The sequence below is a fragment of the Streptomyces sp. A012304 genome, from assembly GCF_026008495.1.
Lineage (GTDB): Bacteria > Actinomycetota > Actinomycetes > Streptomycetales > Streptomycetaceae > Streptomyces.
This window is the reverse complement of record NZ_BQUN01000198.1, coordinates 58,676-80,066: the sequence shown is the minus strand read 5'-3', so window position 1 is coordinate 80,066 and position 21,391 is coordinate 58,676. Positions and strand designations below refer to the sequence as shown.

The following is a 21,391-nucleotide window of genomic DNA, read 5'->3' as shown; positions in this document are numbered from 1 at the left end:
TGTAGCGGCCTAGCACGCCGCCCTCTCAAGGCGGTAGCGCCGGTTCGAATCCGGTCGGGGGTACGACTGGTCTAAACCACATTGGTCTATGGTGTAATTGGCAGCACGACTGATTCTGGTTCAGTTAGTCTTGGTTCGAGTCCAGGTAGACCAGCTCGGACCTGCGGAAACGCAGAGTCCACGCCCCCGTTGTGTAGCGGCCTAGCACGCCGCCCTCTCAAGGCGGTAGCGCCGGTTCGAATCCGGTCGGGGGTACTCGACGGAACGGCCCTCCACAGATGTGGGGGGCCTTTCGCATGCCCGGTCCGCATCCCGGCCCCCTCGGCTCGCGCCTCGATCCGGCTCGGGAGACGCCTCAACCCCGCTCGGGAGACGAGAAGTTCGGGGACGGTACGGGGAGAGCCTGCCGCGGCGTTGAGGCCGGCTCCCCCCGAAGGGCGTTCCCGATCTTCGGGCCGCCGGGCTCAGCCCGAGCGGCGCAGGGCCTCGGAGAGGCGGGCGGCGGCGTCGATGACGGCCTGGGCGTGCATACGGCCCGGGTGGCGGGTCAGACGCTCGATGGGACCCGAGACCGACACGGCGGCCACGACCCGGTTGGAGGGGCCGCGCACGGGCGCGGAGACGGACGCCACGCCCGGCTCGCGCTCGCCGATGGACTGGGCCCAGCCCCGGCGCCGTACGCCCGACAGGGCCGTCGCCGTGAAGCGGGCGCCCTGGAGGCCGCGGTGCAGGCGCTCCGGTTCCTCCCAGGCCATCAGGATCTGCGCCGACGAACCGGCCTTCATCGTGAGCGTCGAGCCGACCGGGACCGTGTCCCGAAGGCCGGACAGGCGTTCCGCCGCGGCGACGCAGATGCGCATGTCGCCCTGGCGGCGGTAGAGCTGGGCGCTCTCGCCCGTGACGTCCCGGAGGTGGGTGAGCACCGGCCCGGCGGTCGCCAGGAGACGGTCCTCGCCCGCCGCGGCGGCCAGTTCCGCCAGGCGCGGGCCGAGAATGAAACGGCCCTGCATGTCGCGCGCCACCATGCGGTGGTGTTCCAAAGCCACGGCCAGACGGTGAGCCGTGGGTCGTGCGAGTCCGGTGGCCGCGACCAGCCCCGCGAGGGTGGCCGGACCGGACTCCAGGGCGCTCAGGACAAGGGCTGCCTTGTCCAGAACGCCGACGCCGCTACTGTTGTCCATGAAACGATATTCCCGTCTCACTCTGTGAAACGCAAGTTCATTTTCCCGTGAGACGCGCAACCCTTGGATGCACAGCGGCCCGAAGACCAACGGGCCCGGCGGCGGACGCCCGGATACAGGGGCGCGGGCGCCGCTCCTCAAGATCTCTAGTTGGGCCGGCGCACCTTGCCGGCCGGAGGGAAAGCGATGGGTAGGACACTCGCGGAGAAGGTCTGGGACGACCATGTCGTCCGGCGCGCCGAGGGCGAGCCCGACCTCCTCTTCATCGATCTGCACCTGCTGCACGAGGTGACCAGCCCGCAGGCCTTCGACGGCCTCCGCAAGAGCGGCCGCAAGGTGCGCCGCCTCGACCTCACCATCGCGACCGAGGACCACAACACCCCGACCCTCGACATCGACAAGCCCATCGCGGACCCGGTCTCCCGTGTCCAGCTGGAGACGCTGCGCAAGAACGCCGCCGAGTTCGGCGTCCGGCTGCACCCGCTCGGCGACGTCGAGCAGGGCGTCGTGCACGTCGTCGGCCCGCAGCTGGGTCTGACCCAGCCGGGCATGACCGTCGTCTGCGGCGACTCCCACACCTCCACGCACGGCGCCTTCGGCGGTCTGGCGTTCGGCATCGGCACCTCGCAGGTCGAGCACGTGCTGGCCACCCAGACGCTGCCCATGGCCCGCCCCAAGACCATGGCGATCACCGTCAACGGCGAGCTGCCCGAGGGCGTCACCGCCAAGGACCTGATCCTGGCGATCATCGCGAAGATCGGCACGGGCGGCGGCCAGGGTTACGTCCTGGAGTACCGCGGCGCCGCCATCGAGAAGCTCTCGATGGAGGCCCGGATGACCATCTGCAACATGTCGATCGAGGCCGGCGCCCGAGCGGGCATGATCGCCCCCGACGAGACCACCTTCGAGTACCTCAAGGGCCGCCCGCACGCCCCCAAGGGCGAGGACTGGGACGCGGCCGTCGCGTACTGGAAGACGCTGAAGACGGACGAGGACGCCGAGTTCGACGCCGAGGTCGTCATCGAGGCCGCCGAACTGTCGCCGTTCGTCACCTGGGGCACCAACCCCGGCCAGGGCGCGCCGCTTTCGGCGGACGTCCCCGACCCGGCTTCGTACGAAGACGCTTCGGAGCGCCTCGCCGCCGAAAAGGCCCTGGAATACATGGGGTTGGAGGCCGGGCAGCCGCTGCGCTCCATCAAGGTGGACACCGTCTTCGTAGGCTCCTGCACCAACGGCCGCATCGAGGACCTGCGCGCCGCCGCCGATCTGCTGCGGGGCCGCAAAGTCGCCGACGGCGTACGGATGCTGGTCGTCCCGGGCTCCGCGCGCGTGGGCCTCCAGGCCGTCTCCGAGGGCCTGGACGTCGTCTTCAAGGAGGCCGGCGCCGAGTGGCGGCACGCGGGCTGCTCGATGTGCCTGGGCATGAACCCCGACCAGCTGGCCCCGGGTGAGCGCTCCGCGTCCACCTCCAACCGCAACTTCGAGGGCCGGCAGGGCAAGGGCGGTCGTACGCACCTGGTGTCGCCGCAGGTCGCGGCCGCCACGGCCGTCCTGGGCCACCTGGCCTCCCCGGCCGACCTGTCCGACGCCGAGACCCGTACGCCCGCTGGAGTCTGATCAGTCATGGAAGCATTCACCACGCACACCGGCCGGGCCGTCCCGCTGCGCCGCTCCAACGTCGACACCGACCAGATCATCCCTGCTCACTGGCTCAAGAAGGTCACGCGGGACGGGTTCGAGGACGGGCTGTTCGAGGCCTGGCGCAAGGACCCGGAGTTCGTCCTCAACCGCCCCGAGCGGCAGGGTGCGACCGTGCTGGTCGCCGGCCCCGACTTCGGTACCGGCTCCTCCCGTGAGCACGCCGTCTGGGCACTGCAGAACTACGGCTTCAAGGCCGTGATCTCCTCCCGCTTCGCCGACATCTTCCGCGGCAACTCGCTGAAGAACGGTCTGCTCACGGTCGTTCTGGAGCAGAAGATCGTGGACGCGCTCTGGGAGCTCACCGAGAAGGACGCGACTGCTGAGGTCACTGTGGACCTTGAGGCGCGTGAGGTGCGTGCCGCGGGCATCACCGCCCCCTTCGAGCTGGACGAGAACTCCCGCTGGCGGCTGCTGAACGGGCTGGACGACATCTCCATCACCCTTCAGAACGAGGCCGACATCGCCGCCTACGAGGCCAAGCGCCCGTCGTACAAGCCGCGGACGCTCCAGGTCTGAGGCCGCCGGTACGGTCGAGTTTCGGCCACCGCGACACCCCCTCCGTACCCCCGATCGGTCCGATCGGGGGTACGGCCATGTCTGCACCCGTTCGGCCCCGCGAGTCCTCACCTCTTCTCCCAACTTCCCACGTTAAGAAGGTGGTTGCCGGGGTACGCGCTCACTGAGGACGCGACCTCCCGAGATGCCCGGAAGGCCGTTTGAGGCGGCAGTTGCCCCCTGCGCGGGCGACAACTCGCCCCAGATGGCACAATCTGTGCATGGAACACGACGGCCAACTCCAGCTCTATACGGCGGTCGCGGACCGACTCAAGGAAGCGCACGCAAGAGTGCGCGCACTGCAAGTCCCGGAGGGCGTACGGATGGCGCTGACCCGGAAGCTGCTGGTCATTACGGCCGCGGCCAAGCACGATCTCGCCGATGCGACAAGGCGTCTGGAGCGGTTCATGGCGGACCTCGACGAGGGGCGCGTGCCCGAAGAGGAGCGTTGATCGCCTCCGGGGCAGCCGAGTTCGTTGCGGCACTAGGGTGATTAGCCCGTTTCGTGTTTGATTTGCGGTATATATCTGCCTAACGTGCGAAAAAGCTTGAACACTTTCGTTCTGGCGATGTCTCCGAAGGGGAAGACGTGAACAAGGCGCAGCTCGTAGAAGCGATTGCCGACAAGCTGGGCGGCCGCCAGCAGGCCGCCGACGCGGTCGACGCGGTCCTGGACGCCATCGTCCGCGCGACCGTCGCCGGGGACCGGGTCTCGGTCACCGGCTTCGGTTCGTTCGAGAAGGTCGACCGTCCGGCTCGTTACGCCCGTAACCCCCAGACGGGCGAGAGGGTTCGGGTCAAGAAGACGTCCGTGCCGCGCTTCCGCGCGGGTCAGGGCTTCAAGGACCTGGTCAGCGGATCGAAGAAGCTCCCGAAGAACGACGTCGCCGTGAAGAAGGCCCCCAAGGGCAGCCTGACCGGTGGTGCCTCGGCGACGGTCAAGAAGGCCGCCGCGAAGAAGGCCGCCCCGGCGAAGAAGGCGACGGCCGCCGCGAAGAAGGCCGCCCCGGCGAAGAAGACGACGGCCGCCGCGAAGAAGACCACGGCCGCCGCGAAGAAGACGACCGCGAAGAAGGCCACCACCCAGAAGACGGCCGCGGCCGCCAAGAAGACCGGCACGGCCAAGACCGCCGCCGCCAAGAAGACGACGGCCCAGAAGGCCCCGGCGAAGAAGGCGACGGCCACCAAGGCCCCCGCCAAGAAGTCGACTGCCCGCAAGACCACCGCCAAGAAGACCACCGCCCGCTAGGCGACGCAGGTCAAGGGCGTTTACGCCGGGCCGGACTCCCCTCGGAGTCCGGCCCGCGGCGTGTTCGGCGGCGCTCCGACGGCCTCCAGAAGGTGTGCGGCAGCCTCAGAAGGTGTGCAGCGTCACCAGAGTCACGCGCCGGGCGTCCCCTTCGCCCTCGGTCTCGATCCGCACGCGCTGTCCCGGCCGCAGCAGCCGCAGCCCGCCCGCGTCGAACGCCGGCGCGTCGAAGGGCACCGGCGTGCCGTCGTCCAGCAGCACCTGTCCGCTGCGGGTGTCGGGGTCGTACGTGTATGCGGTGGCCTGCATGACGGCAGCCTACTGCCCGGGGATCAGCAGACGCGCGGCCGCCGCGGCCGTCCGGGGGCCCACCCCCAGCGCCAGAGCCGCCCGGAGGTCCTCCCCGGTGTCCACGTCCTGCCGTACCGAATCCACCCCGTCGAGGGTCAGCTCCGCGGCGCCGGAAGCGCGGTGACGGGCGCGTGAATCGGTACCGAATGCGGGGAGCAATTCACGGCCGGGCGCCACGGCGAGAAGAGTCGTTCCTATTCCGGCTGCATCCGGGAGAAATGCGCGCGGGAATTTCGAGGCCGCATCGAGAACTCGGGCCAATTCCCCCGGACGCAGTGCCGGGAGATCGGCGTTCAGAGCGGCGAGCGCGCTGTCGGCATGTGTGGCGCGCACGGCGGCCGCCGCGTGCGCGAGCGCGGCGTTCAGGCCGGAGCGCGGCTCGTCGGCGACCACACGGGCGCCCAGGGCGGCCAGCACCGGCCCGGCCAGCGTGTCGTCCGTGACGACCGCCACATCCCGTACGACAGGGCAGGCCAGCGCGGCCGACACGGTGTCCTCGGCGAAGGCGAGGGCGAGCCCCGGGCGCAGACCGTCGGCGGCGGTGTCCGCGAGCCTGCTCTTGGCCAGCGCCAAGGGCTTCAGAGGTATGACCAAGCTCCACTGCACCGGTGTACCGTCCCTCTCTCGTCGCGGCCATTGTCACCCGGCCCCTCGGGCGCCACGCCGGTCGGGGCGTACGGTGTCCTCGACAGACCGGCGGCCCGGGGCGACACTTGTGCGGCCCCCTGGCGCCGGAGGAAGTCCTAGAGGAAGGTGTCCGCGTGCCCCGCCGCAGAATCGGCTTCTGGTACCGCTTCGCTGCGGTGCTCTGCAAACCGCCGCTGGTGATTCTGATCAAGCGGGACTGGCGTGGGATGGAGCACATTCCGGCCGAGGGCGGATTCATCACCGCGGTGAACCACAATTCGCACGTCGACCCCTTCGCATACGCGCACTACCAGTACAACACCGGACGAGTGCCGCGTTTCCTGGCGAAGAGCGGGCTGTTCAGGAAAGGGTTCGTCGGTGCGGCGATGCGCGGCACCGGACAGATTCCCGTCTACCGCGAGAGCACCGACGCGCTCAGCGCCTTCCGGGCCGCGATCGCCGCCGTGGAGCGCGGTGAATGCGTCGCCTTCTACCCCGAGGGCACCCTCACCCGTGACCCCGACGGCTGGCCCATGACCGCCAAGACCGGCGCGGCGCGCGTCGCCCTGCAGACCAAGTGCCCGGTCATCCCGGTCGCGCAGTGGGGCGCCAACGAGCTGCTCCCGCCCTACGCCAAGAAGCCCAACATCCTTCCCCGCAAGACCCACCACGTCCTCGCGGGCCCGCCGGTGGACCTCGCCCGGTTCTACGACAAGGAGATGACCCCCGAGCTGCTGAAGGAGGCGACGGAGGTCATCATGGCCGCCATCACCCGCCAGCTCGAGGAGATCCGCGGCGAGAAGGCACCCGAGACGCCGTACGATCCGCGCCGGGAGAGGATCGAGCAGCGGCGCCAGACGGAGGCGCAGACCCGGGGCAACCAGGCAGAAGGGCAGAGCACGTGAGCAAGCCGGTCAAGGCGGCGATCCTCAGCGCCGGTTCGTGGGGCACGGCCTTCGGCATGGTGCTCGCCGACGCGGGGTGCGAGGTCACCCTGTGGGCCCGCCGCGCGGAGGTCGCCGAAGCGATCAACTCCACTCGGACCAACCCCGACTACTTGCCCGGCGTCGAGCTGCCGCGCACCGCGCGGGCCACCACGGACGCGGCCGAGGCCACCGCGGACGCCGACTTCACGGTCCTGTCCGTGCCCTCCCAGACGCTCCGCGCCAACCTCGCCGAATGGGCCCCGCTGCTGGCGCCCGACACGGTCCTCGTCTCGCTGATGAAGGGCGTCGAACTCGGTACGACCATGCGGATGAGCGAGGTGATCGAGGACGTCACCAAGGTCGGCGCCGACCGTGTCGCCGTCGTCACGGGGCCCAACCTGGCCCGGGAGATCGCCTCCCGCATGCCGGCCGCGGCCGTGGTCGCCTGCACCGACGAGCGGGTCGCCCAGCGCCTCCAGGCCGCCTGCCACACGCCGTACTTCCGCCCCTACACCAACACCGACGTGGTGGGCTGCGAGCTGGGCGGCGCGGTGAAGAACGTCATCGGGCTCGCCGTCGGCATCGCGGACGGCATGGGGCTCGGTGACAACGCCAAGGGCTCGCTCATCACCCGAGGGCTCGCCGAGACGACCCGGCTCGGCCTCGCGATGGGCGCCGACCCGCTGACCTTCTCCGGCCTCGCGGGCCTGGGCGACCTGGTGGCGACCTGCTCCTCGCCGCTCTCCCGCAACCACACCTTCGGCACCAACCTCGGCAAGGGCATGACCCTCCAGGAGACCATCGCGGTCACCAAGCAGACCGCGGAGGGCGTCAAGTCCTGTGAGTCGGTGCTGGATCTGGCGCGCCGGCACGGCGTCGACATGCCGATCACGGAGACGGTCGTCGGAATCGTGCACGAGGGCAAGCCCCCGGTGGTCGCCCTCAAGGAGCTGATGTCGCGCAGCGCGAAGCCCGAACGACGCTGAGCGAACCCCCGGGGCGGACGCTGTCTCGGGGAACTACCACCGGGTACTCTCATCGCGATATGAGCACCGAGAACCTCCCCCAGAGCCCCGAGCAGCCGTCCCGCAAACCGCGCGTGGCCGTCGTGTGCGGCGGGCGCAGCTCCGAACACGGGATCTCCGTGGTCACCGCGGGCGCCGTTCTGAAGGCCATCGACCGGACGAAGTACGAGGTCCTGCCGATCGGCATCACCCGGGACGGCCGTTGGGCCCTCACCGCCGACGCGCCCGAGCGCATGGCGATCACCGACCGCCGCACGCCCAGCGTCGACGAGCTGGCCGAGTCGCCCGAGGGCGGCGTGGTGCTCCCCGTCGACCCCGCCAGCCGCGAAGTCGTGTACTGCGAGCCCGGATCGGTGCCCAAGGCGCTCGGCGAGGTCGACGTCGTCTTCCCGGTCCTGCACGGCCCCTATGGCGAGGACGGCACACTCCAGGGCCTGCTGGAGCTCTCCGGCATTCCGTACGTGGGTTCGGGTGTGCTCGCCTCGGCCGTCGGCCAGGACAAGGAGTACATGAAGCGGGTGTTCTCCTCCTTCGGGCTCAAGGTGGGCCCGTACGTGGTGATCCGGCCCCGCGAGTGGCAGCGGGACGAGTCCGCCGCCCGCAAGAAGATCGTCGACTTCGCCGGCGAGCACGGCTGGCCGCTGTTCGTGAAGCCCGCGCGCGCGGGTTCCTCGATCGGCATCACCAAGGTCGAGGACCTCGCCGGCCTCGACGAGGCGATCGCCGAGGCCCAGCGCCACGACCCGAAGATCCTCGTCGAGGCGGCGCTGCGCGGCCGGGAGATCGAGTGCGGCGTGCTGGAGTTCGAGGACGGTCCGCGCGCCTCCGTCCCGGCCGAGATCCCGCCGCCGGACGCGCACGCGTACTACGACTTCGACGCCAAGTACATCGACTCCACCCCCGGCGTCGTCCCGGCCCCGCTGACGCCCGAGGAGACCGCCGAGGTGCAGAAGCTCGCGGTGGCCGCCTTCGAGGCCGCGTCCTGCGAGGGGCTCGTACGGGCGGACTTCTTCCTCACCGAGGACGGGGAGTTCGTGATCAACGAGATCAACACCATGCCCGGCTTCACGCCGATCTCCATGTACCCGCAGATGTGGCAGGCGAGCGGCATCGGCTACCCGGAGCTGGTGGACCGGCTCATCCAGGCGGCGCTGAACCGGTCGACGGGGCTGCGCTAGGCTCTGTCGTTCGGATCAGGCCGGCGGTGAGGTGCGGTGTCTTCCGGCCGACCCGAGCGGGGTCCGGTGCGTGAGCCGCAAGGCGGAGGGGGAGTCGACGCGAGGGGGGCGCCTCCTGCGCGAGCGAGGCCGGGCGTGGGGGAGCCGGCGAGTGACGCGACCCCTCCGGGGCAGTGCGTGCCGGGGTGATCCGCACGACAGCGCCCAGCCCTTCGAGGGCGTGGGGCCGCGGTGGCGCACCGCGGCCGGGGCTCAGTCCGCGATCCCCTCGGGGATCGTCTTCTTGACGGCGGAGGCCAGGTCGACCAGCGGCGCCAGGCCGTCCGCCGTGCGGTCCTCGGGGATCGACACCTCGACATACGCCTTGCGCAACGCGGTCGTGAAACGGAAGGAGCCGTCCCGCTGCTTCTCCAGCAGCCACCCCACGCCGTTCACCTCGACCCCGTCGGCCTCTGTATCGCTCATCTTCTCGGGCCGTTCGACACCACAGCGCAGTATGATCGCCGGGTTCCCCCAGCCCGCGGTCAGTGCGGACTCGGGTGAGGGATCCCGGCGTTCCTGGTCGTCCACCGTGGACGGCAGCGCCTCGTCCAGGTTTCGGCACAGTTCGGTGACCGTTGCCGAGGGGCTGGGAACCGCCGCTGAAGCGTCACCGTCTGCTGAGGAGCAGCCCGCCGCAGCGAGCAGCAGGGCGAGCGAGGGCAGAACGACTGGCCGGTGACGGAAAAGGTTCACCGGCCAAGGGTAGACGGGGGCTACAGATGCACCACGGGGCAGGTCAGGGTACGGGTGATCCCGTCCACCTGCTGGACCTTGGCGACCACCATCCGGCCGAGGTCGTCGACCGTGTCGGCTTGGGCCCGCACGATCACGTCGTAGGGACCTGTCACGTCCTCGGCCTGGACGACCCCAGGGATCTTGCTGATCGTCTCGGCGACGGTCGACGCCTTGCCGACCTCCGTCTGGATCAGGATGTACGCCTGTACCACGGAACCTCCAGGGCGGCCACGAGGATCATGTGGGGAAAAGGAACGCCACGGTATCGCGTCGCCGCCAGCCGCGGGGAGACCTGCGGGGGGCGCGGCCCCCGCGCCGGGGTGCAGGCACGACAGAAGTTGACGGTCACCTCGACCGTATCGAGGACACTGGTCCTGCGCGACCGGGCACAGACAGGTACAGAAGGGGCGAAAGGGCAATGAAGGGCACTGTTGGTGAGCTCGGGGAGTTCGGGCTCATCAGGGAGCTCACCTCCCGTCTCACCACCACCCCGGCGGTCCGGGTGGGCCCCGGCGACGACGCCGCGGTGGTCGCGGCGCCCGATCGCCGGGTCGTGGCCAGCACCGACATCCTGCTGGAGGGCCGGCACTTCCGCCGCGACTGGTCCACCGCCTACGACGTCGGCCGCAAGGCCGCCGCCCAGAACCTCGCCGACATCGCCGCGATGGGCGCCGTCCCCACCGCCCTGCTGCTCGGCCTCGTCGTCCCCGCCGAGCTGCCGGTCACCTGGCCGAGCGAGCTGATGGACGGCCTGCGCGACGAGTGCCAGGTCGCGGGTGCCTCCGTGGTCGGCGGTGACGTCGTACGCGGCGACACGATCATGGTGTCGATCACCGCCCTCGGTGACCTGCGCAACCAGGAGCCCGTCACCCGGGCCGGCGCCCAGCCCGGCGACCTCGTCGCGGTGACCGGCTGGCTCGGCTGGTCCGCCGCCGGGTACGCGGTCCTCTCCCGTGGTTTCCGCTCGCCCCGCGCCTTCGTCGAGGCCCATCGCCGCCCGGAGCCGCCGTACCACGCGGGTCCGGCCGCCGCCGCGCTGGGCGCGACCGCGATGTGCGACGTCAGCGACGGGCTGATCGCGGACCTCGGGCACATCGCGGAGGCCAGCAAGGTCCGTATCGACGTCCGCTCCGGCGCGATCGACATCCCGACGCAGATGAACGACATCGGTCAGGCCGTCGGCGTCGATCCTCTCCAGTGGGTGCTGGCCGGGGGAGAGGACCACGCGATCGTGGCGACCTTCCCACCGGACGTGAAGCTCCCCGCCCGCTGGAAGGTGATCGGCGAGGTCCTCAACCCCTCCGCGCTTCCCCAGGTCACGGTCGATGGGGCGCCCTGGACCAGCAAGGGCGGCTGGGACCACTTCGGGGACATCGAGTCATGACGTCCGCCGGTGCGCCGCCGCGGGTGCTGACGGTCGCCGGCTCCGACTCCGGCGGCGGCGCGGGCATCCAGGCCGACCTGAAGACGATGCTCGCGCTCGGCGTGCACGGCATGAGCGTGCTCACGGCCGTCACCGCGCAGAACTCCCTCGGTGTGCAGGGCGCTTGGGAACTGCCCGTGGCGGCGGTACGGGCCCAGTACCGCAGCGTCGTCGACGACATCGGCGTCCAGGCCGTGAAGACGGGCATGCTGGCGTCGGCCGAACTCGTCGAAGCGGTGGCCGAGTTGATCGCCGGCACGGACGCGCCGGCCGTCGTGGACCCCGTCGGCGTCTCCAAGCACGGGGACCCGCTGCTGGCGGCGTCCGCGCTGGACTCGGTCCGTACGAAGCTGCTGCCGGTGGCGACCGTGGCGACGCCGAACCTCGACGAGGTGGCCCAACTCACGGGCGTGCGCGTCGAGTCGGAGTCCGGGATGCGGGAGGCCGCCGCGGCGCTGCTCGGGTACGGGCCCCGATGGGTGCTGATCAAGGGCGGCCATCTGTCCGGCGACGCCGTGGACCTGCTGACCGACGGCGGTGCCGAGCACTGGCTGCGCGCCCCCCGCCACGACAACCGGCACACGCACGGCACGGGCTGCACCCTCGCGTCGGCGATCGCCTCGCACCTCGCGCGAGGACGGTCCGTGCCGGACGCGGTGACGGCGGCCAAGGAGTACGTCACGGGGGCCATCGCGGCCGGCTTCGCGCTGGGGGGCGGCATCGGGCCGGTGGATCACGGGTGGCGGTTCCGGGGCGACCGGTAGGCGTGCGGCGGGGCGCGTCTTCTGAGCGACCCGTGGAGCGGCGGAGAGACGGCCGTCGCGCAGCAGAAAGCCGGTCCACGCGATGTGGACCGGCTTTCTACAGCGAACCGGCAGTGGCCGCGCGCTCAGCTGAGCGTCAGCGCGAGACCTTGCCGGCCTTGATGCACGAGGTGCAGGCGTTCACGCGCTTCGGCGTCCCGCCGACCACGGTACGCACACGCTGGATGTTCGGGTTCCAGCGGCGGGACGTACGGCGGTGCGAGTGCGAGATGTTGTTGCCGAAGCCCGGCCCCTTGCCGCAGACGTCGCAGTTGGCAGCCACGGGTCACTCCAAAGACTTCAGATGCACTTACGGTTGATCCCGGCATGCCGGGATCACGATCATGGGATCAAAGATCTGAGTGGCGTTGCCAGGGGAGAGCCCGATTGGATCGGGCAACCGGAGCAGCATACAACGACTGCGCCAGTACAACGAAACTACCATGGTCGCCCAGGCCCCGGCTCCGGCCCTCTTCCGTCCGGCACCCGCCCTGGGTCTACGCTGCGTCCCAGTCCAGCAGCTCAAGGAGGCGCAGGTGCCGCAGGTGCCGCCGACGTTCTTCGATGCTCTCGCGGTGCGCACCTGGTGCGGTCTCGCGCTGCGCGCCCTGGGACGGGCGCGTGAGGAGATCGACGCGATCAACGTGTATCCCGTCGCGGACGGGGACACCGGCACCAACCTGTATCTGACCGTCGAGTCGGCGGCGACCGCGGTGGAGGCGGTGTTCGCGGGGTACGAGGCCGGTGCGGAGCCCGCCGGGGCGCCCTCCCTGGCCGACGCCGCGCGGGCAATGGCGCACGGCGCGCTCATCGGGGCGCGCGGGAACTCCGGGACGATCCTCGCGCAGCTGCTGCGGGGCATGGCCCAGGTGCTCGCCGCCGAGGGTGAGACCCCGCACACCGACGCGCGGGGGCTGCGGCTGGCCCTGCGGCACGCCGCCGACTCCGCCCGCCAGGCCGTCGCCCATCCCGTCGAGGGCACGGTCCTGTCGGTCGCCTCGGCCGCCGCCGACGCCGCCGACGCCGCCGGAGGGGCCGGAGGGGCCGAGGGGGACTGCGGGACGGTCGCGCGGGCGGCGTACCGGGGGGCGTGCACGGCCCTCGCCGCGACCCCGCGCCAGCTGGCGGTCCTGGAGCGGGCCGGAGTGGTCGACGCGGGCGGACGGGGGCTGGTTGCGGTGCTCGCCGCGCTGGTGGAGACGTTCACGGGAGAGCGGCCCGCGGACTCCGCCGCCCCCGTGCCCGGCACCGAGAACCCCCCTGCGCACGCGCGCGTGGAGCTCGGTACGGCGGACCTCTGCGCGGCGGAGGAGACCCCCGGCGAGACCGGCGGCCCCGCCTTCGAGGTGATCTACCTCCTGGAGGCCGAGGACGCGGCCGTGGCCCGGCTGCGGGAGCGGCTCGACGCCCTGGGCGACTCCCTCGTCGTGGTCGGCGGCGACGGGCTGTGGAACGTCCACGTCCATGTCGACGACGCCGGAGCCGCCGTGGAGGCGGGCGTCGAGGCCGGCCGGCCCTACCGGATCCGCATCACCCACTTCGGCGTCGACGACGTGCACGCGCGCGGGGGCGAGCGCCCGCCCCGCGAGCGGGCCCAGCGGGCCGTCGTCGCCGTCGTGCCGGGCGAGGGCCTGGCCGGGCTGTACGCCGAGGCCGGCGCGACCCCGGTGCTCGCACGCCCCGGGGAGCCGCCCGCCAGCGGGGAACTGGTCGAGGCCGTACGGCGGGCCCACGCGCGCGAGGTGGTGCTGCTGCCCAACGACGCCGACCTGCGCCACACCGCGGCCGCCGCCGCCGAGCAGGCCCGCACCGAGGGCATCCGGGTCGCCCTGATCCCGACGCGCTCCGCGGTCCAGGGGATCGCCGCGCTCGCCGTGCACCAGCCGGACCGCCGCTTCGACGAGGACGTCGTCTCGATGACCTCCGCCGCCGGCGCCACCCGCTACGCCGAGGTCACCGTCGCCGAGCGCCAGTCCTGGACCATGGCCGGCATCTGCCAGGCCGGTGACGTCCTCGGACTCGTCGACGGCGACGTGGCCGTGATCGGCGCCGACGTCACCGCCACCGCCGAGACGGTCCTGAACCGCATGCTGTCGGCGGGCGGGGAGCTGGTCACCCTGGTGCTCGGCGACGACGCCCCCGAAGGGATCGCGGAGCACCTGGAGGCGCGGGTGCGGGAGGCCTACCTGGCCGTCGACACGGTGGTGTACCGGGGCGGGCGGCAAGGGGCGCTGCTGCTGATCGGCGTCGAGTAACCCCCCCCGACGCCGGCTCCCCGCCGCCCTTCCGGCGCGGCCTACTCCGACTGCTCCGTCACGACCTGGAGCATCTGCTCCGCCTCCGCCCGCCGCGCCCGCACGGTCTCGTCGTCCTCGCCCTCGAGGCCGTCCTCGGCGTACGCCCTGAGCACCGCACGCGCGCGTGCCGCCGCGTCCGCCGGGCGGCCCAGGTCGGTCTCCAGCCAGCCCGCGGCCAGTTCGGCGCCGGTGCGGGCGTCCCGGGCGTCCTCGCCCAGGGAGACGAACACCGCGACCGCCTCCGCCATCTGGGACAGCGCCTCCTCCAACGCGCCCCGGATCGAGTCGTCGTCGGCGTCCTCGGCGGCCGAGCGGGCCAGCAGGTCCCCGAACTGGCGGTGGGTGTGGCCGAGTTCCGCGACCAGCCGGCGCCGGGCCTCCTCGTCGTCGTCCAGGGCGCCCAGTGCGTCCGCGCACTCCTCGACGGCGCCCGACATCAGCTCCCGGGCCGCGTCCGTGCCCTCCTGCGCGCGCAGCGCCAGCCACGCGCGGGCCCGCAGCGACCGCACGAGACCGTGGACGTTGCCCAGGGCGCGCCACAGCTCACCCGCGCGCACGTACGCCTGGTCGGCCTCGGCGGGCAGCCCCGCGTGGCCGAGGGACTCGGCGGCCAGGTGCGCCAGGGTCGCGTGGTCGTGCTGCTCCGGCCAGTGCCGGGCGATCTCGGCGGCCTGGAGCCGGCGTTCGGCGGCGGCCCGGTGCTCCCCGAGCTCGCTCAGACAGTCACCCAGCCACCACTGCGTCTGGACAACCGGCCCGTCGCCGTGCGTCTCGACGCTCAGGTCCGCCAGCGCCGACTCCAGCACCTCGGCGGCCTCCGCCCAGCGGCCCTGTCGCACCAGGAACCCGCCCAGCTGGTGCCGCGCCCACGCGCCGAACGTCGGGCCCTCGCCCGCCTCGTCGGCCCAGTGCGCGGCCTCCAGGGCGTGCTCCGCGGCCTCTTCCGCCTCCCCGCGCCCCCCGACGACCTCGGCGAGCTGGAGATACAGCTGGGCCCGCCCGACCGGCTCCAGCTGGGCGCCGCCGTGCTCCAGAGCCGCCCGCAGCGCCCGCTCCGCCTCCGCCAGGTCGCCCAGATGGTGCGCGAGACCGGCCAGCCGTGCCTCGTACTCCACGGCGAACCACGGCAGGTCCGCCGCGACGAACTCCGCCGCCGCCCGCGCGAACATCCGCGCGCCCGTCTCCACGTCCCCCGCGCGCGTCGCCAGCTCCGCGAGCATCGCGTGCCCCTCCGCGACCCGCGCGGCGAGCCGTACGTCGTCCCCGGCGCGTCCCTCGACAAGCGCGAGCAGCTCCCGCGCGGCCGCCTCGGCGTCCTTCAGGACCGGCTCCTCGACGGGGCCCTCCGCCTCGTGGACGCGCCGCATCAGGATCCGCGCCCGGCCCATCAGCACACCCGCCGCCTGCCGCACCTCCGTACCGCCCTCGGCGTACAGCGCGAGGACCTCGTCGTACGGGTCGGCGACCGCCGCGAGCGCCCCCTCGACGTCCCCGGCGAGCGCGCGGACGTACGCCGCACGCGCGCGTGCCGCCAGGGCCTCCCCGGGGTCGCCCGCCTCGGCGTACAGCTCCGCCGCCCGCTCGAACGTTTCCGCGCCCCCGGGGCCCAGCCCCATCGCCTCGTGGTCGGCGATCTCCGCGCGGTCACGCGCGTCCAGCTCCACGCCCTCGGCGGCCCGCGCCACCGCCGCCCACGCCTCCACGGCGTGCGGCCGCAGCGTGTCCGACAGCCTCCGTGCCTCGGCGAGCAGCGCCGACAGATCGGGTTCGCCCGGCTCCTGGACCGGAGCCGGGGGCACGACCGGCGCTGCCGCCGGCCGCGCCGCCCGCACGCCCAGCGGCAGCCGGTCCACCAGCGGCTGCTGCGCCATCCGCGCGCGTGCCCGCTCACTGACGTACGGCGTGCCGTTGCGCTCGTCGAAACGCGCGGCCAGCGCGAGGGCCTCCGCGCGCGCGTGCGCCGCGAGAGCGGCGGCGGTCCAGGTCCGCCCGGCCGGCCCGGGCACCCGCTGACCGCCCAGGCCCCGCGCGGTCAGCCGCTCCATCAGCAGCACCACCACGCTCAGGAACTCCAGCTTGCTGCGCGGGTGGCCCTCGTCCGTGAAGTACGCCGGCCGCTCCGCGAGCAGCTCCAGGCCCCGCGCCTCGTTGCCGGTCAGCGCGCAGAACTCGACGTGGTCGGCGTACGCGCCGCGCATGCTCTCCATCGCCCGCACCAGCCGGAAGCCCCGCAGGTGATGGGCGCGCGCCTCCTCCAGGCGGCCCAGCCGCAGCAGCGGCACCAGCGACGACGCGAGCACGGTGTGCGGCTCGTGGGCGCACGAGTACGCGCCCTCCAGGACGGGCGCCCACAACTCCAGGGCCTCGGTGTCCCGGCCGCGCTCCGCCTGCCACCAGCCCTGTCCGTGCAGCTCGCACGCGTGGCAGTCGGCCATGCTGTCCCGGTCCGCCGCCAGCCAGGCGGCGAACGCGCGTTCGGCCCGTGCCACGTCCCCGATGTGCGCGGCCACGCTGAACTCGGCGCTGCGCACCGCCCGTTCGGAGTGACCCGCGAGCCGGTAGCGGTGCTCCATCTCGCCGAGCCACTTCTCCACGGACGCCAGCGGGATGTGCGGCTGGTCGAGCATGCCGGCCGACATCCACTTGAAGACCCAGTGCAGCGAGTGCGTCTCGTACTCGTCGAAGTCCTCGGGCCGCTCGTCCCACATGCGCAGCAGCCGCGCGAACGGGACGAACATCTTGTCCTTCTCGGAGCTGTAGTTGTAGACCTTCAGCTGGTGCCCGAGCGCCTCGATCACGGCGAGCGGGATGTTCAGCTTCTCGGCCTCCACGAGCAGCTGCTCCGCGCGCGCGTTGCGGGCCGGGCCCTCCGGCTGCTCGGAGTTCTCCGCCAGCGCCCGGCGCAGCGCGTCGAAGTCCGTGATCTCGGTCATCAGTGGCCGTCCTCCCCGTGTGCCGACTCCCCGTGCGTGGAACCCCCGTGTGCGGACTCCCCGTGCGTGGCCCATTCCAGGAGGCCGATGAACGCGCGGTTCAGCAGCGCGGAGTCGGCCGGCCGCAGCGGCCGCTGCGCCATCAGCAGCGCCTGCCCGTACAGCGACTCCGTGGCGGTGCCGATCAGCTCCGGATCGCGCAGCGAACTGATCCGCCGGATCAGCGGATTGAGATGGTTCAGCACCAGACGCGCGCGCGGGGCGCTGCCGCGCAGCGAGCCCAGGATTCCCGCCCACAGGTCGTCGGCCTGCGCCTCGGCCTCCGCCCGCGCCTGTTCGTGCCGGGCCGCCCGGTCGTCCAGGTGCAGCGCGGGCACCGACAGCGGGTGGAAGGCGCGCAGGACGACATCGCAGCCCAGCGGGTCGAGCTTCGCCCGCGCGGCGGCGAGGAAGCCCGACAGCGCCAGCTCCTCGGCCGGAGCGACCGCGTCCAGATGGGCGGTCACGGTGTCCGCGTCCAGCTCGGCGACCACCGTCCCCGGCCGCACCGACGGCAGCGCCTCCACCAGCTCGCTGTCGTAGGTGTAACCACCGTTGACGACCCCGACGCCCTGCGCGGAGGCGATCGGCGCGACCTGCCGGTACTCCTCCACCGTCCGGGTGAAGTGCACCACCGGGTGCCGCTGCGCGAACTCCTCCAGGGACAGCCGCCCGTCGGTCGTCTCGAAGGGCAGCCACGGCAGCATCGTGCGCAGCATCTCCTTGTCGTGCCGCGCGAGGGACTTCACGCCCAGGTGGTGCACGGCCAGGAAGGCCCCGAGGCGCTCCGGATCACCCGCCGCGAGCCCCGTCAACCACGACCGGATCCGCTCGCCCAGCGCCTCCCGCACCGCCGCCAGCGTCTCGTCCTCGTACAGCGACTCGCGCGAGGCCGTGGGCCGCAGACTGTCGGTGTCCAGCACGCAGCGCACGAAGAACGCCCAGTCGGGCAGCAGCTGTTCGGCCCGCTCGGTCAGCAGCATGCCCTTCAGGTGCACCCGGTGACTCGCCCGCTGCGCCGGACTGACCGCGGCCGGCAGCACGTACGCCACCCCGCGGATCCCCGCCAGCGGCACGTGCAGCTCGATCGAGTCCAGCGGGGTGAACCCGAACAGCTCATGGCAGTGCCGGGCCAGTGCCACCCGCCGGTTGGCCGGGGAGGCGTACGGCCGGTCCCAGGGCGCCGGCAGATCGGTGACCGCCTCCTCGCCCACCCGCACGTCGTACGGCAGCAGCGAGCCGAAGTCGCGGGCCAGTTGCAAAACCCGCCGCTCGGCGAGCCACTCCCCGGCCCCGGCCCGCGCCACCAGGTGCACGGTGGTGCCGGGCTCGGGCCGCTCCTCGTGGGGCAGCGTCCGCACGGTGTACGAGCCGTCGTCCCGGGCCGTCCACTCCACGGGCGGCGCGCCGGGGGTACGGGCGCTGCGGCTGACCACCCGGATCCGCTCGGCGACCACGAAACAGGCCAGGAGCCCGATGCCGAACTGCCCGAGAAAGTCGGAGCGGGCCTCCTGGAGGCCCTCAGCCCGCTTGGAACTGCGTCCGATGGTGGCCAGCAGGTTGTGCACGTCGGCCTCGGTGAGGCCGACACCGGAGTCCTCCACCCGCAGCTGCCCGCCCGACGCGAACAGCCGCACCCGCGCCGGGGCGTCGGGCTCCTCGGCCCGCCGGGCGGTGATGGCGTCCACGGCGTTCTGCAGCAGCTCGCGCAGATAGACCTTCGGACTGGAGTAGAGGTGATGGGACAGCAGGTCCACCAAACCACGCAGGTCGACCTGGAACGTATGAGGTGACTGTGATGCCTGGGATGACTGTGAGGTCTGGGAGTCCATCGCTGCAGCGCCGCGGATTGGGGGACGGTCGACGGCGCGGGGTCGGGCGGTCCCGGTGGGGCGGTGACCGCGGTAGATGGCCGGAGCGGGCCATCCTAGAGCCCGAACGAGCCGTCTGACCAGGTGTTTCGAGACACGTATACGGCATTGTCAGTGCTGTGGTGTGCAATGGATCTCGTGCCCGCACTCGAAGAACCACTCAAAAAAGTGCTCGGCCCACCCACCGCGAAGGTGATGGCCGAGCACCTCGGCCTGCACACCGTCGGGGACCTCCTGCACCACTACCCGCGCAGATACGAGGAGCGCGGCCAGCTCACCCACCTCGCTGACCTCCCCATGGACGAGCACGTCACGGTGGTCGCGATGGTCGCCGACGCCCGCCTGCTCTCCTACGCCTCCGCCAAGGCCCCCCGCGGCAAGGGGCAACGGCTGGAAGTCACCATCACCGACGGCAGCGGCCGCCTCCAGCTGGTCTTCTTCGGCAACGGCGTGCACAAACCCCACAAGGAGCTCCTGCCGGGCACGCGCGCGATGTTCGCGGGGAAGGTTTCCGTCTTCAACCGCCGCGTCCAACTCATGCATCCGGCATACGAACTGCTGCGCGCGGACAGCGAGGAGACGGTCGAGACCTGGGCGGGCGCCCTGATCCCCCTTTACCCGGCCACCGCCAAACTGGAGTCCTGGAAGATCGGCAAGGCGATCCAGACCGTCCTGCCCAGCGTCCAGGAGGCGATCGACCCGCTCCCCGACCGCCTCCGCGAGGGCCGCGGCCTGATCTCCCTCCCCGAGGCCCTGCTGAAGATCCACCGCCCGCACACCAAGGCCGACATCGAGGACGCCCGCGCCCGCCTGAAGTGGGACGAGGCCTTCGTCCTCCAGGTCGCCCTCGCCCGCCGTCGCCACGCCGACGCCCAACTCCCCGCCGTCCCCCGCAGGCCCCGCCCCGACGGCCTCCTCGCCGCCTTCGACGACCGCCTTCCCTTCACCCTCACCGAGGGCCAGCGCAAGGTGTCCGGGGAGATCTTCGACGACCTGGCCAGAGAGCATCCGATGCACCGGCTGCTGCAGGGCGAGGTCGGATCCGGCAAGACCATGGTGGCCCTGCGTGCCATGCTCGCCGTCGTCGACGCGGGCGGGCAGGCCGCCATGCTGGCGCCCACCGAGGTGCTCGCCCAGCAGCACCACCGCTCGGTCGTGGAGATGATGGGCGAGCTGGCCAGTTGGGGGCTGTGGCGCGAAGCGCCTCCGCAGAAGGGCGGTGGTGGGAGACGGGAGGGAGGGATGCTCGGCGGAGCCGAGGACGCCACCAAGGTGGTGCTGCTCACCGGGTCCATGGGGGCGGCCGCCCGGCGGCAGGCGATGCTCGACCTCGTCACCGGCGAGGCCGGGATCGTCATCGGCACCCACGCGTTGATCGAGGACAAGGTCCAGTTCCACGACCTGGGGCTGGTCGTGGTCGACGAGCAGCACCGGTTCGGCGTGGAGCAGCGCGACGCCCTGCGCGGCAAGGGCAAGCAACCCCCGCACCTGCTGGTGATGACTGCCACACCCATCCCGCGCACGGTCGCGATGACCGTCTTCGGTGACCTGGAGACCTCCGTCCTGGACCAGCTTCCGGCCGGCCGCTCACCCATCGCCAGCCATGTCGTCCCCGCCGCCGACAAGCCCCACTTCCTGACCCGCGCCTGGGAGCGGGTCCGCGAGGAGGTGGCGAAGGGGCACCAGGCGTACGTGGTCTGCCCGAGGATCGGCGACGAGGAGGACGACCCGAAGAAAGCGGGCAAGAAGAAGGCCCCCGAGGAGGAGGCCGACAAGCGCCCTCCGCTCGCCGTCCTCGACGTGGCCGACCAGCTCGCCAAGGGCCCGCTGAACGGCCTGGGGGTCGAGGTGCTGCACGGCCGCATGCCGCCCGACGACAAGGACGCGGTGATGCGCCGCTTCGCCGCCGGGGACACCGACGTCCTGGTCGCGACCACCGTCATCGAGGTCGGCGTCAACGTCCCGAACGCCACCGCGATGGTGATCATGGACGCGGACCGCTTCGGCGTCTCCCAGCTCCACCAGCTGCGCGGCCGCGTCGGCCGCGGCTCGGCGCCCGGCCTGTGCCTCCTCGTCACCGAGATGCCCGAGGCGAGCGCGGCCCGCCAGCGGCTCAACGCGGTCGCCTCCACCCTCGACGGCTTCGAGCTCTCCCGCATCGACCTGGAACAGCGCCGCGAGGGCGACGTCCTGGGCCAGGCCCAGTCCGGCGCCCGCTCCAGCCTGCGCGTGCTCGCCGTCATCGAGGACGAGGAGGTCATCGCCGAGGCCCGTGAGGAGGCCACCGCGCTGGTCGCCGCCGACCCGGACCTCACCCACCTCCCGGGACTGCGCACGGCGCTGGACGCCCTGCTGGACGAGGAGAGGGAGCAGTACCTGGAAAAGGGCTGACAAACTGGAGACACCACGGTTCGGGCCCCTGCCCGAGCCCCGAGCACACCCACGAGGACCCGAG

19 protein-coding genes and 3 tRNA genes are annotated in these 21,391 nt (G+C 72.2%); 14 read left to right on the top strand and 8 right to left on the bottom strand.

The genetic code is table 11. The features are described 5' to 3' along the window. The 3 genes from ALMP_RS40005 (at position 1) to ALMP_RS39995 (ending at position 255) form a co-directional block, all read left to right on the top strand. A tRNA-Glu gene (locus tag ALMP_RS40005) sits at positions 1-60 on the top strand. A gap of 22 nt (positions 61-82) precedes the next feature. Next, positions 83-154, top strand: a tRNA-Gln gene (locus ALMP_RS40000). Between the two features lie 28 nt (positions 155-182). Continuing rightward, positions 183-255, top strand: a tRNA-Glu gene (locus ALMP_RS39995). A 209-nt stretch (positions 256-464) separates the two neighbouring features. Here ALMP_RS39995 and ndgR read toward each other — a convergent pair. Beyond that, positions 465-1,181, bottom strand: coding sequence for an IclR family transcriptional regulator NdgR (gene ndgR / locus ALMP_RS39990; protein ID WP_026278050.1), 717 nt, complete (start codon positions 1,179-1,181; stop codon positions 465-467). 186 nt (positions 1,182-1,367) lie between these two features. Between ndgR and leuC the strand changes: the two genes are divergently transcribed. From leuC to ALMP_RS39970, 4 genes are all read left to right on the top strand, one after another. Then, positions 1,368-2,798 (top strand): 3-isopropylmalate dehydratase large subunit, encoded by a 1,431-nt coding sequence (gene leuC, locus ALMP_RS39985; RefSeq protein ID WP_264936914.1) that lies wholly within the window; start codon positions 1,368-1,370, stop codon positions 2,796-2,798. 6 nt (positions 2,799-2,804) lie between these two features. Further along, positions 2,805-3,398 (top strand): 3-isopropylmalate dehydratase small subunit, encoded by a 594-nt coding sequence (leuD, locus tag ALMP_RS39980; protein WP_264936913.1) that lies wholly within the window; start codon positions 2,805-2,807, stop codon positions 3,396-3,398. Between the two features lie 260 nt (positions 3,399-3,658). Then, positions 3,659-3,889 (top strand): hypothetical protein, encoded by a 231-nt coding sequence (locus tag ALMP_RS39975; RefSeq protein ID WP_264936912.1) that lies wholly within the window; start codon positions 3,659-3,661, stop codon positions 3,887-3,889. 137 nt (positions 3,890-4,026) lie between these two features. Next, positions 4,027-4,686 carry an HU family DNA-binding protein gene (locus tag ALMP_RS39970; protein WP_264936911.1) on the top strand — a complete coding sequence of 220 codons (660 nt, stop codon included), beginning with the start codon at positions 4,027-4,029 and terminating at the stop codon, positions 4,684-4,686. A gap of 105 nt (positions 4,687-4,791) precedes the next feature. Here ALMP_RS39970 and ALMP_RS39965 read toward each other — a convergent pair whose 3' ends face one another. Together ALMP_RS39965 and cofC are read right to left on the bottom strand one after the other, a co-directional pair. Then, the gene (locus ALMP_RS39965; protein ID WP_264936910.1) at positions 4,792-4,995 is read right to left on the bottom strand and encodes a hypothetical protein; all 204 of its coding nucleotides are present in this window, start codon (positions 4,993-4,995) and stop codon (positions 4,792-4,794) included. A gap of 9 nt (positions 4,996-5,004) precedes the next feature. Then, entirely contained in the window at positions 5,005-5,643 is a 639-nt protein-coding gene (gene cofC / locus ALMP_RS39960; protein WP_264936909.1) for a 2-phospho-L-lactate guanylyltransferase, read from the bottom strand. A 155-nt stretch (positions 5,644-5,798) separates the two neighbouring features. Here cofC and ALMP_RS39955 point away from each other — a divergent pair, with 155 nt between their 5' ends. From ALMP_RS39955 to ALMP_RS39945, 3 genes are read left to right on the top strand one after another with little or no spacing between them, the layout of a single operon-like run. After that, a complete protein-coding gene (locus ALMP_RS39955; RefSeq protein WP_264936908.1) occupies positions 5,799-6,569 on the top strand; it encodes a 1-acyl-sn-glycerol-3-phosphate acyltransferase in 771 nt (256 codons plus the stop codon). Beyond that, a complete protein-coding gene (locus ALMP_RS39950) occupies positions 6,566-7,576 on the top strand; it encodes an NAD(P)H-dependent glycerol-3-phosphate dehydrogenase (protein WP_264936907.1) in 1,011 nt (336 codons plus the stop codon). Before ALMP_RS39955 ends, ALMP_RS39950 begins: the two co-directional genes overlap by 4 nt. 59 nt (positions 7,577-7,635) lie before the next feature. After that, positions 7,636-8,793 (top strand): D-alanine--D-alanine ligase family protein, encoded by a 1,158-nt coding sequence (locus tag ALMP_RS39945; RefSeq protein ID WP_264936906.1) that lies wholly within the window; start codon positions 7,636-7,638, stop codon positions 8,791-8,793. A gap of 252 nt (positions 8,794-9,045) precedes the next feature. Here ALMP_RS39945 and ALMP_RS39940 read toward each other — a convergent pair whose 3' ends face one another. Both ALMP_RS39940 and ALMP_RS39935 read right to left on the bottom strand, forming a co-directional pair. After that, entirely contained in the window at positions 9,046-9,528 is a 483-nt protein-coding gene (locus tag ALMP_RS39940; protein WP_264936905.1) for a DUF3515 domain-containing protein, read from the bottom strand. A gap of 20 nt (positions 9,529-9,548) precedes the next feature. Continuing rightward, positions 9,549-9,782: an Lrp/AsnC family transcriptional regulator gene (locus ALMP_RS39935; RefSeq protein WP_037677600.1), complete on the bottom strand. Its 234-nt coding sequence runs from the start codon at positions 9,780-9,782 to the stop codon at positions 9,549-9,551. A 206-nt stretch (positions 9,783-9,988) separates the two neighbouring features. On the opposite strand from ALMP_RS39935, the gene ALMP_RS39930 reads away from it, so the two are divergent. Both ALMP_RS39930 and thiD read left to right on the top strand, forming a co-directional pair. After that, positions 9,989-10,954, top strand: coding sequence for a thiamine-phosphate kinase (locus ALMP_RS39930; RefSeq protein WP_264936904.1), 966 nt, complete (start codon positions 9,989-9,991; stop codon positions 10,952-10,954). Continuing rightward, positions 10,951-11,757 (top strand): bifunctional hydroxymethylpyrimidine kinase/phosphomethylpyrimidine kinase, encoded by an 807-nt coding sequence (gene thiD, locus ALMP_RS39925; protein WP_264936903.1) that lies wholly within the window; start codon positions 10,951-10,953, stop codon positions 11,755-11,757. Before ALMP_RS39930 ends, thiD begins: the two co-directional genes overlap by 4 nt. Positions 11,758-11,893: 136 nt before the next feature. Here the strand turns inward: thiD and rpmB are convergent, their stop codons facing one another. Continuing rightward, positions 11,894-12,079 (bottom strand): 50S ribosomal protein L28, encoded by a 186-nt coding sequence (gene rpmB, locus ALMP_RS39920; RefSeq protein WP_003993230.1) that lies wholly within the window; start codon positions 12,077-12,079, stop codon positions 11,894-11,896. A 253-nt stretch (positions 12,080-12,332) separates the two neighbouring features. Between rpmB and ALMP_RS39915 the strand changes: the two genes are divergently transcribed. Then, positions 12,333-14,051: a DAK2 domain-containing protein gene (locus tag ALMP_RS39915; RefSeq protein WP_264936900.1), complete on the top strand. Its 1,719-nt coding sequence runs from the start codon at positions 12,333-12,335 to the stop codon at positions 14,049-14,051. Positions 14,052-14,092: 41 nt separating this feature from the next. Here ALMP_RS39915 and ALMP_RS39910 read toward each other — a convergent pair whose 3' ends face one another. Both ALMP_RS39910 and ALMP_RS39905 read right to left on the bottom strand, forming a co-directional pair. Next, complete coding sequence (locus ALMP_RS39910) at positions 14,093-17,026, bottom strand: tetratricopeptide repeat protein (RefSeq protein WP_264936899.1); 2,934 nt, start codon at positions 17,024-17,026, stop codon at positions 14,093-14,095. After that, positions 17,026-18,897, bottom strand: coding sequence for an HSP90 family protein (locus ALMP_RS39905; RefSeq protein WP_264936898.1), 1,872 nt, complete (start codon positions 18,895-18,897; stop codon positions 17,026-17,028). Before ALMP_RS39905 ends, ALMP_RS39910 begins: the two co-directional genes overlap by 1 nt. Before the next feature lie 168 nt (positions 18,898-19,065). Between ALMP_RS39905 and recG the strand changes: the two genes are divergently transcribed. Next, entirely contained in the window at positions 19,066-21,327 is a 2,262-nt protein-coding gene (recG, locus tag ALMP_RS39900; protein ID WP_264936897.1) for an ATP-dependent DNA helicase RecG, read from the top strand. The last annotated feature ends 64 nt before the right edge of the window (positions 21,328-21,391 follow it).